Annotated in this window: 5 protein-coding genes; 3 read left to right on the top strand and 2 right to left on the bottom strand. The window is 61.0% G+C overall.

Features of this window, described 5'->3' with window-relative positions:
* Positions 1-1059: 1059 nt before the first annotated feature.
* Entirely contained in the window at positions 1060-1599 is a 540-nt protein-coding gene (locus NLM27_RS43495) for a DUF421 domain-containing protein (protein ID WP_254149422.1), read from the top strand.
* 796 nt (positions 1600-2395) lie between these two features.
* On the opposite strand, the gene NLM27_RS43485 is transcribed toward NLM27_RS43495, so the two are convergent.
* Positions 2396-3256, bottom strand: a complete 861-nt coding sequence (locus NLM27_RS43485) for an alpha/beta fold hydrolase (protein ID WP_254149421.1) — start codon at positions 3254-3256, stop codon at positions 2396-2398.
* Positions 3257-3288: 32 nt separating this feature from the next.
* Positions 3289-3867: a TetR/AcrR family transcriptional regulator gene (locus NLM27_RS43480; RefSeq protein ID WP_254149420.1), complete on the bottom strand. Its 579-nt coding sequence runs from the start codon at positions 3865-3867 to the stop codon at positions 3289-3291.
* 206 nt (positions 3868-4073) lie between these two features.
* Here NLM27_RS43480 and NLM27_RS43475 point away from each other — a divergent pair, with 206 nt between their 5' ends.
* Both NLM27_RS43475 and NLM27_RS43470 read left to right on the top strand, forming a co-directional pair.
* A complete protein-coding gene (locus tag NLM27_RS43475; protein ID WP_254149419.1) occupies positions 4074-5177 on the top strand; it encodes an efflux RND transporter periplasmic adaptor subunit in 1104 nt (367 codons plus the stop codon).
* Positions 5177-8287, top strand: coding sequence for an efflux RND transporter permease subunit (locus NLM27_RS43470; protein WP_254149418.1), 3111 nt, complete (start codon positions 5177-5179; stop codon positions 8285-8287). The genes NLM27_RS43475 and NLM27_RS43470 overlap by 1 nt, the downstream gene beginning before the upstream one ends.
* Positions 8288-8295 lie beyond the last annotated feature (8 nt).

The raw sequence follows: 8295 nt of genomic DNA, 5'->3' as shown, positions 1-8295 counted from the left end.
AACGGCTCAATGAGCATGCTCATCAAGAAGAACAGGATCGTTGGTCGGCTTGAAGACAACCGCGAGTGTTGCGTCCCGCGAGGACGATAGAAGTCACAATCGAAGGAAGAAGGGGAAGGGCGGGAGAGGGACGGCCCCCAAAAGGGAATGGGCCACTCAGGAACTATCGCCTCTTTCACACCATTGATCTTCTTTCCATCGGGAGAAGGTCATGAACCGAAAATCTCTTCTTCTTACAGCTGCGTTGTCCCTGGCTGTTACTCCTGTCCTCGCCCAAGGTGGCGGAGGCGGTGGTGGTGCTGGTGGAGGCGCGGGTGGGGCGGCCTCCAGCGGTGGGGCGTCCGGGTCATCCGCGAGTTCAGGCGCAGGCGTCGGGATGTCCAATGGCGCGAGTGGCGGCCCCTCGGCACCATCCGGCATGGGGACCAACAACAGCACAACGGGAGTCCACACAAACAACTCGCCAATTAGTCCGAACGTTCAGCCGCCGACGCCGAACGGGAATACAGCAAGCACACCTGCGGCCCCAACCAGCTCGGGCACGGGCAACACCGCGACTGGTTTGACGGGTACGCAAAACGGGAACGACAAGTCTGGCATCACGGCAACGAACGGCGGCAACAACAACGGCCGGCAGATGACCCCCGCCGAACAAGCAAGAACGGGCATCAAGACGCTTCCTCAAGACCAAGCTCCCGGCGCGGTCAGTGCTCCAGGCGTTGGCGTCGGTCACGCCGCGAACGGCTTGCCAATCGGCACTCCGGGCTCCGGGACGAGCAACGTCGATCAGAAGTAGCCTTGTCCATGCCTTTCCAGTGAAGGCCTGCTATCCCTGCGTTTTGATAGTACTTCACTGAGTGCGCTTGCGCTGAGGAGAGCGGCTGCTCATTCGGCATTTCCGCTGGTAGCATGGCTGAACAACGCTGAGCCTTCGCCATGTAGGCTATTAGCAGCCTGCCGAGCCGCGAGGCAATGCCGACGGGTGCGTCACCATCAATGGCTCCGCTGCGAAAACTGGATCATTTGGGGCAATGACCACCAGTGAAGAAGGTATCTGCGATGTCAAAAATTTATAGCGTCGACTGGGCTGACATAGTTATTCCGACCCACTCCATTCTCGAAATGGTCGTGCGTGGTAGCCTCAGCTATGTCGCCCTTTTCGTTATCCTGCGGTTTCTCATGAAGCGTCAATCCTCCACAATCGGTATTGCCGACATTCTCGTAATCGTCGTGATTGCCGATGCCGCGCAAAATGGTTTCTCAAAGGAGTACAAATCGGTCACCGAGAGCATCGTGCTCGTACTCACCATCGTTTTCTGGGATTTCGGGCTCAACTGGCTTGGTTTCCATGTCAGGCTTTTCGAGCGGCTGCTCGCACCGTCGCCGGTGCCACTGATTACCGGCGGCCGCATGGACCGGCGCAATATGCGGCGCGAGCTTATTACTGAAGAGGAGCTAAGGAGCCATCTCAGGCAGGAGGGGCTTGACGATTTTTCTGAGGTAGAAAGCGCACGTGTCGAGGGCAATGGAGAGATCAGCGTTGTCAAGAAGAAGCGTGACGACACGGGTGGAGGGAGTAAGAAAAAGCCGCGTGCCTAAGACAAGGGACCGCCGGTTTGTTGCTTGGAGAGGCATCCGAGTTAAGCGCACAGAGCTTTCAGATGGAGAACCAGCACCGCGTCACCAGTAATCCTCTCAGGGTAGACACTCGGGCAGGTGTCGCCAATCCCGTCAAAAACCTCGGCTAGCGCCACGGCAGCCGACTCTGGTGACACCCCAGATGGAGGGTGTTGCGGAGCAATTTCGAAAGCACGTTCGCGAGCGTGAGGATCGACATGATCTCGCATCCACCCGTGTTCTTAGCATTCGCGGATAGCCCCAGCTTCCAACAGTACCCGACCGCGGCCAACCTTCAACCGTGCGGTAAGCAGGGCGTCGTTCGCGTAACATCCACGTGGTGTATGAGCGACACAACTCAATGGCGGAAGCTGAGGAGGCTACAAAATGCAATCACTACGATCGTGCGACGAATGCCCACTTTCGGTCGGACATGCCCAGTGGTGCGACCAGTAAGTCATTGATTATGTTCGACCGGTGGCTGTCTCTTAATCATCGGGTCCCAGGTTCGAGCCCTGGTGCGCCCACCATCTCAAAGCCCTGTTGATGTAGGGTTTTCTCAATTCCGGGCAGAAAACCAAAGCGCGTTTCGTGCAACGCTTTACGTGATCGGACGTCGCACGGTCGGATTGTTGTGCGACCTTTTTCTTTGCTTCTGCATCTTCACCCCATTCGATAGAGCGCGCAGATGCGATGGTACAGGTCGATTATGTCCCCCGTCGTAGCGGGATACCAGGGCGAGCAAAACTGTGAACGTGATCGAATACCCTTATGTCGATCATTGCGGTCGTTCTGTCTCCAGTATCACGCGAGCCAGCTCCGACGGATTTTCGACAGTCGAGAAGTGGCCGGTATTCTTGAGAGTCACCATCTGCGAAGCAGGAATCAGCGAATGTGTGCGTTCGCGTTCATCTGGCCGTGACCAATCGCTATCGCCGTAGACGAGCGTCACGGGCGCCGAGATCTGATAATAGTAATCGCGTGCCTTGCTCCAGGATCGCCAGCCTGCCAGCACCTTGCGTGCAGCCCGCTTGTATCCGGGGCGACGGGCTACTTCACCGAACTCAGCAAGCAGGTCGGCTGGTAGTTTGCGCGGGTCGTGATATCCGCCGCCCATGATCTTGCCGAGCACGATCTTGTTTTCGAGCGAAGCATTGATCGCGCCGAGCACCGGGATCTGCAAACTTCCGATGATGAAGTTCGCGAGCCAGTTGCCGCGTCGAAGGCCGTCGCCGTAGCGGGTCTCATAGTCGTAGGAGTTGATCGCAAAGACCCGCTTCACCCGCTGCGGAAGCGATGCCGCCACGGTGAGAGCCAACGCCCCGCCGATCGATTCACCAACGAGTGTCAGGTTGGAGAGGTCCAGCTCCTCGATGAAGCTTATGACGGCCCGCCTGAAGTAGGGCTCGTCGAAGCTCGCGCCTGGATCGATCGGTGAGTGGCCGTGCCCCGGGAGGTCGATAGCGTACACCGTGTGCGATCTGGCGAGGAGGGGCGCAAGCGCGCGGAAATACTCGAGCTGCGTCCGGATCGTATGGATGAGGAGCAGCGGAGGCCCGCTGCCGGTCTTCTGAAAACGTACGCTTAGCTTATCCGATATCTTCAGCAAACTTGGTTTGGCTTCGATCACGCTGAGCATTCGATCTCTCCGTGCTTTGAGGGGGGGCGCCTTCAAGCGGCAGCTGCGTCGCGAACCTGTTCGGCCGCGGCATCCAAAAGCGCCTGAGCCAGATCGGGGTCGTTGACGACGCGCGATAGCGTCACCGCGCCGACCATCGTCGCGAGAATGGCCATGGCCTTGCCGCGGGAGGCCTCGTCGCCGGTCCCGGCGATGAAGCGGTCGAGCACATCGAGATGCGCTTTGATTCCCGCTTCGAATTCCGCCTTCACGTCGGGGCCCTGTCGGGCGGCATCCGAGCCGAGTGCCACGATCGGGCAGCCGTCCATCTTTTCTCCGCGATGGTCGCCACTGAGGTAAAACGCGATCACCGCGCCGAGTGGATCGTCAGGATGTGCCGCGGCAGCGTCCGACCATCGGCCGGAAGCACTCTCCAACGCGCGCTTGGACGCCTCGACCGCCAGATCCTCTTTTGAGCCGAACTGCTTGTAAAAGGCGCCTTGGGTCAGCCCGGCACCTTTCATCAGATCCTTGAGCCCGATGCCATCAAAGCCGCGCTCCCTGAAGAGGCGACTTGCCACATTGATCACGGTTTGGCGGTTCTCCGCCGCCTGGGTGCGACTGACTCGCATTGTGGACCTCCATTTGGATTTCGTTCGACCTCTATATCTAGGTTAGAGTTCAGGCGCAATCTATCAAGGTGTGTCGCTGGATTTCGCCGCTGCACGGGGGGAAAGGGTCGATTTCCGCTTTCCGTCAGAACTGAAGAATAGATTGCGATCGACTTCTAATAGAAATATAGAAGTCGAACGAAATCTAAAATTCAAAGGAGACGGTCATGTTGAGGGGTGTTGCGGTGCTGGCCGGTATTTTGATCCCGGCGGGGGTGGCAACCTTCGTTGCCCTTGCGATTCCCGCCCATCAAGCCTCTGCGGTCAGCGACCCGAGGCAGGATCCCCCGATGGTCCGTCTGGCGACGGCCGCGCGCGTCAGCGGATCCGAGCGCCGTTTCACCGGGACCATCGGCGCCAGGGTGGAAAGCAATCTCGGTTTTCGCGTTGCCGGGAAGATCGTCGAACGACTCGTGAATGTCGGTGAGCAGGTCAAATCCGGCCAGCCGCTGATGCGGATCGACGAAACCGACCTCCGTCTGGCGGTGGCAGCGAAGCGCAACGCCGTCGCCGCTGCGCGTGCAGTTGTCGTTCAGACCGACGCCGACGAGCGGCGCTACGCCAATCTCGTGAACGACGGATGGACGTCCAAACAGCGCTACGAGCAGGCGAAGGCCGCATCGGACACCGCCAAAGCGCAGCTTGCCGCGGCGGAAGCCGAAGCAGGGGTCGCCGAGAACCAGGCAACCTATTCCGTCCTGGTGGCTGATGCGGACGGAACGGTCACCCAAACACTTGGCGAGCCGGGACAAGTGGTCTCCGCCGGCCAAACGGTCGTTCGGCTGGCACAGTCCGGTCCTCGCGAAGCTGTGGTGGCGCTGCCCGAAACGACCCGGCCGGCGATTGGTTCGCTCGCCGATGCAAGCCTGTATGGGGGCGATGGGCGCCGCTATAGCGCACATCTTCGGCAGTTGTCGGATTCCGCTGATCCCCAGACCCGCACTTATGAGGCCCGCTACGTGCTCGATGGTGAGGCCGCGGCGGCACCACTAGGCGCGACGGTCACCGTTCGGCTTGCAAACCAGGATAGTCAGCCCGAACTCCAGGTGCCGCTGGGAGCCGTGCTCGATGACGGCAGGACGACGGGCGTTTGGGTCTTCGACGGCGCCACCTCGACCGTACGCCTGCAGCCCGTCACGCTTCTGCGTGTGACCAGCGAAACGGCCGTTATCTCCGGATCGAACTCCGGTGACCAGATTGTTTCACTCGGCGCTCATCTCCTGCACGAGGGCGCTCGCGTCCGGACTGCGTCGGAAACCAGGAGCAACTGATGAGCTTCAATCTTTCCGCGCTCGCCGTCCGCGAGCGGGCCGTCACCCTGTTCTTCATCCTCCTGCTGGCGGCCGCAGGCGCCTACGCCTTCATCATGCTCGGGCGTGCCGAGGACCCGTCCTTCACCATCAAGACCCTGACGGTCACCACCGTGTGGCCGGGCGCGACGGCACGCGAGATGCAGGACCAGGTCGCCGAACCCCTGGAGAAGCGGATTCAGGAACTGACCTGGTACGACCGGGTGGAGACGACAACGCGGCCCGGTTATGCCTACATGACGGTGACGCTGAAGGACAGCACGCCGCCATCGAGCGTGCAGGAGGAATTCTATCAGGCCCGCAAGAAGCTGGGAGATGAAGCGCGCAAGCTGCCCTCTGGCGTGCTCGGCCCCTTCGTCAACGACGAATATTCGGATGTGAGCTTCGCCCTTTATGCCCTCAAGGCCAAGGGCATGCCGATGCGCGAGCTCGCCAGGCAAGCCGAGGTCATCCGTCAGGACCTCCTGCACGTGCCCGGCGTCAAGAAGATCAACATCCTCGGCGAACGTCCCGAGCAAATCTTCGTCGAGTTTTCCTATGCCAAGCTGACAACCCTCGGTGTGTCGGCAACGGATATCGTTGCCGCCTTGCAGCGGCAGAACACGGTGACACCGGCAGGCTCGATCGACACCAAGGGGCCGCAGGTCTTCATCCGGGTCGATGGCGCTTATGACAGCGTCCAGGCGATTGCCGACACGCCCATCGTCGCTGCCGGGCGAACGCTGAAGCTTTCCGACATTGCCGAGGTCCGCCGCGGCTACGAGGATCCACCCACCTATATCATCCGACACCAGGGTGAGCCCACCATCATGCTCGCGGCGGTGATGCAGGAGGGCTGGAACGGTCTGGCGCTCGGCAAGGCGCTGGAGGACAGGTCCGCAGCCATCGCTGGGACACTGCCGCTCGGGATGACCCTGGCCAAGGTCAGCGATCAGGCCGTCAACATCACCTCGGCGGTCGACGAGTTCATGATGAAGTTCGCGATGGCGCTCGGCGTGGTGCTGCTGGTGAGCCTGCTCAGCCTCGGCTGGCGCGTCGGCATCGTTGTCGCGGCTGCCGTTCCTTTGACGCTGGCCGTCGTGTTCCTCATCATGTTGGAGACCGGCCGGTTCTTCGACCGTATCACCCTCGGCGCCCTTATCCTGGCGCTCGGTCTCCTCGTCGACGACGCCATCATCGCGATCGAGGTGATGGTGGTGAAGATGGAAGAAGGCATGGACCGCATCTCGGCGGCAGCCTATGCGTGGAGCCACACTGCGGCGCCGATGCTGTCCGGAACACTCGTGACGATCGCCGGTTTCCTGCCGGTGGGCTTCGCCCGCTCGACCGCCGGCGAATATGCCGGCAACATCTTCTGGGTCGTGGGCTTTGCCCTCATCGTCTCCTGGATCGTCGCGGTGATCTTCACGCCCTATCTTGGCGTCAAGATGCTGCCCGCGATCAAGCCGGTCGAAGGCGGTCACCACGCGATTTACGGCACGCCCAACTATCAGCGCCTGCGAGGACTCATCACCTTCGCCGTCCGCCACAAGTTCCTGACCTGCAGCATCGTCGCCGTCGCCTTCGCGCTTTCCGTTGTCGGCATGGGGGGCGTCAAGCAGCAGTTCTTCCCGACCTCCGACCGCCCCGAAGTGCTGGTAGAAGTTCGCCTGCCGGAAGGCACCAGCATCGAGACGACGACGGCCACCGTCGAGAAGCTCGAGGGCTGGCTGCACGATCAATCCGAGGCCAAGATCATCACGAGCTATGTCGGTCAGGGTGCGCCGCGCTTCTTCTTCGCGATGGCGCCCGAGCTGCCGGATCCGGCCTTCGCCAAGATCGTCGTGCTGACGCCTGACGCGGAAGCGCGCGAGGCTTTGAAGCACCGGCTCCGACAGGCGGTGTCACAGGGCCTTGCTCCCGAGGCCAATGTGCGCGTCACCCAGCTCGTGTTCGGACCCTATACGCCGTTCCCGGTGGAGTTCAGGGTCATGGGACCAGATCCCACTCAATTGTACGCGATCTCCCAGAAGGCTCTCGAAGTTATGCGTGGCGTTCATGACGCGCGGCAGGCAAATCGGGATTGGGGCGATCGCATGCCCGTGCTTCGCTTCATCCCGGATCAGGACCGACTGAACCTGATCGGCCTGTCGCCGGCCGAGGTGGGCCGCCAGCTCCAGTTCCTCCTCACGGGCATCGCCGTGACGCAGGTTCGCGAGGACATCCGCAATGTCCCGATCGTGGCACGTAGCGCCGGTGGCGAGCGGCTCGATCCGGCGCGTCTGGCGGATTTCTCGTTGATGAGCCGGGACGGCCGTTCGATTCCGCTCGACCAGGTCGGCCATTCGGAAATCCGACTTGAAGAGCCGATTATGAAGCGCCGCGATCGCACCCCCGTCGTCACGATACGCTCGGATATCAATGAGGCGACCCAACCTCCGGAGGTCTCCAAGGAGATCAAGACGGCCCTGCAGCCCCTGATCGCATCTCTTCCGGCCGGCTATCGTATCGAGCTGGGCGGATCGATCGAGGAGGCAACCAAGGCCAATGACGCGTTGGCGACGATCTTCCCGGCCATGATTGCCGCCATGCTGATCGTCGTCATGCTGCAGGTGCGATCCTTCTCGACGATGGCCATGGTCGTGCTGACGGGACCACTTGGCCTCGTCGGCGTCGTGCCGATGTTGCTGATCTTTCACCAGCCGTTCGGATTCAACGCGATTCTGGGCCTGATCGGACTGGCGGGCATCCTGATGCGCAACACTCTGATCCTGACCGAACAAATCAAGGAGAACCTTGCCGCCGGACTTGATGACTATCACGCCGTCATCGAGGCGACGGTGCAACGCACGAGGCCCGTGATCCTCACCGCATTGGCCGCCGTGCTGGCCTTCATCCCGCTCACGCATTCCGTGTTTTGGGGATCGATGGCCTATACGTTGATCGGCGGCACCGCAGTCGGCACGGTCCTGATTCTGCTGTTCCTTCCCGCGCTCTATGCCGCGTGGTTTCGGATCAAGCCGACCGCAGACAATAAGGACGAGGCTTCGCGCGAGAAACCGGAATTGCGATCAGCATTGGCTGCCGAGTAAGGCTCTAT

Source organism: Bradyrhizobium sp. CCGB12, assembly GCF_024199845.1.
Classification (GTDB): Bacteria; Pseudomonadota; Alphaproteobacteria; order Rhizobiales; family Xanthobacteraceae; genus Bradyrhizobium.
This window is presented reverse-complemented; position numbering and strand designations above follow the sequence as displayed.

Coding starts and splice junctions, on each gene's coding strand:
- NLM27_RS43470 (WP_254149418.1), top strand. CDS start 5,177: ATGAGCTTCAATCTTTCCGCGCTCGCCGTCCGCGAGCGGGCCGTCACC.
- NLM27_RS43495 (WP_254149422.1), top strand. CDS start 1,060: ATGTCAAAAATTTATAGCGTCGACTGGGCTGACATAGTTATTCCGACC.
- NLM27_RS43485 (WP_254149421.1), bottom strand. CDS start 3,256: ATGCTCAGCGTGATCGAAGCCAAACCAAGTTTGCTGAAGATATCGGAT.
- NLM27_RS43480 (WP_254149420.1), bottom strand. CDS start 3,867: ATGCGAGTCAGTCGCACCCAGGCGGCGGAGAACCGCCAAACCGTGATC.
- NLM27_RS43475 (WP_254149419.1), top strand. CDS start 4,074: ATGTTGAGGGGTGTTGCGGTGCTGGCCGGTATTTTGATCCCGGCGGGG.